At 44.7% G+C, this 1,889-nt stretch carries 2 protein-coding genes and 1 riboswitch; of the genes, one reads left to right on the top strand and one right to left on the bottom strand.

The window, feature by feature from the left end; translation table 11 throughout:
- Positions 1-677: DoxX family membrane protein (locus WQ57_RS22270; protein ID WP_046525893.1), on the top strand; the 677-nt coding region annotated here is incomplete at its 5' end.
- 60 nt (positions 678-737) lie between these two features.
- Here the strand turns inward: WQ57_RS22270 and dapA are convergent.
- A complete protein-coding gene (gene dapA, locus WQ57_RS22265) occupies positions 738-1,619 on the bottom strand; it encodes a 4-hydroxy-tetrahydrodipicolinate synthase (protein ID WP_046525885.1) in 882 nt (293 codons plus the stop codon).
- A 123-nt stretch (positions 1,620-1,742) separates the two neighbouring features.
- Positions 1,743-1,889, bottom strand: a riboswitch (Lysine riboswitch). This riboswitch is flagged as partial in the annotation.

Raw genomic sequence — 1,889 nt, 5'->3', positions numbered from 1 at the left:
TGTTTGCTCCTGAACTGCCAGTTTCAAGTACATTGACTGCCATTTTGGTATGGGTTTCGATCGGATTGCTTTTAATTCCTTATCATCTGCCAGCAAAGGCTGCCGCCGCTATCCTGATCGGTCTGTTTATTCAGTCTACTTTTGTGCATGGTCTGTTTTATATGCTTGATTATGGGTTTTATATTTCCATTTTCACTGTCATTTTGATCGCCAGAACCAGATTTGAGCAAATTGGTTTCCCATTTTTATACTTGGGGACAGGCCTTTCACTTTGCTGGGTTGCGGTTGAAAAATGGGTTTATCCAAGCATGTCCCTCGATATCGTCGCAAGCCACAGTGTGCCTACTTTCGGATTTGAGCCAGCTCTGTTCATTGTCATGGCCGCCTTTATTGAATTTATTGTAGGCTATCTGCTTGTGGTCGGTATTCTTAACAGAGTGTTAGGACTAGTGGTAACGATTATCTTTATCATGACCACGATGCTTTTTGGGATGACGGAAATCATTGGCCATTTTATGGTGCACGTTGTCCTCTTGATCTTTATTATTGAGGGAGTTTCCTTCTATAACCCTCCAATTAAAATGCACAAAACAAAGATGGATCAATTTATTTTTGTGTTCCTCAACTTCATTTTTGTTTTGTCCACGTTTGTGCTGATTTATTACCGTTTTGCATAGGAAAGAGCATGATAGGCATAAAAAGGGACTTCCGAAATTATGTGGAAGTCCTTTTACATATTATTTATTGGACACTGTGGCGAATAGCTCCTGGAGCCGGGCATTCTCTTCTTCACCGAGCGGGACCATTGGCAGGCGGACACCGCCCACATTGACTCCGTTCCCATTCAATACCGCCTTAACCGGTGAAGGACTCGGCGCCGAGAACAATGCTTTCATTTTTGGAAGCAGGGAACGATGGGCAGCAGCTGCTTCCTTAAGCCTTCCATTTGTAAAATGGGAAATCATCTCCTGCATTTCGTTGCCGATGACATGAGATGCGACAGAGATAACTCCTGTGCCGCCGATTGCCAGAACTGGGAGGGTAAGACCATCATCGCCGCTATATAGAGCGAAATCGGCAGGAGTCCTGCTGATGACTTCGGCCATATCATCCAGATTTCCGCTGGCTTCCTTTACAGAGGTGATGTTCTTGATTTCCGAAAGGCGCACAATCGTATCCACAGAAATGTTGACCACACTGCGCCCTGGAATATTGTAAAGCATGACAGGAAGGGAAGTGGACTCGGCAATTGCCTTGAAATGCTGATATAAACCTTCCTGTGACGGCTTATTGTAGTAGGGAGCGACAAGCATGATTGCGTCTGCCCCTGCATTTTCGGCGGCCTGAGTAAGGCTGATGGACGCTTTTGTATTGTTGGAGCCTGTCCCGGCAATAACAGGAACGCGGCCATTGACGGCTTTCACCACAAATTTAAATAGCTCAATTTTTTCTTCGTTCGTCAGGGTTGGGGACTCTCCGGTTGTTCCTGCAATAACCAGGCCATCTGAGCCGTTTTCAATGAGGTGGTCCACTAAATTCCTTGTTGCCTCAAAGTCAATTTCACCATGGGCATCAAATGGTGTCACCATTGCCGTAAGCACTTGTCCAAAATTCGTCATTTCTCTTCATCCTTTATTCGTATTTTACATTCCTCGGGAAGATTGGATTCCGGTAAACGCAAAAAAACAGCACCGAGTGGCCGCTGCTGCAGTAGAAACAAATATCAAATCACTCGTTTCTGTGCGTAAGATAGCCCTCCATATAGTTCCCTATATGACAGTTCTGCATTTATTCAATCACAGAACCAACTTTAAGAAGAATGAGTTCTCAAAGTTTCGGCAAATACCCCTTTCCCCAATCCTCAATGGACCTCATTATCCTCAGAATGA

The sequence above is a fragment of the Mesobacillus campisalis genome (assembly GCF_000986785.1).
GTDB classification, from domain to species: Bacteria; Bacillota; Bacilli; order Bacillales; family Cytobacillaceae; genus Mesobacillus_B; species Mesobacillus_B campisalis.
Note: the sequence above shows the minus strand (reverse complement) of the source record. Positions and strands in the feature narration are given on the sequence as shown.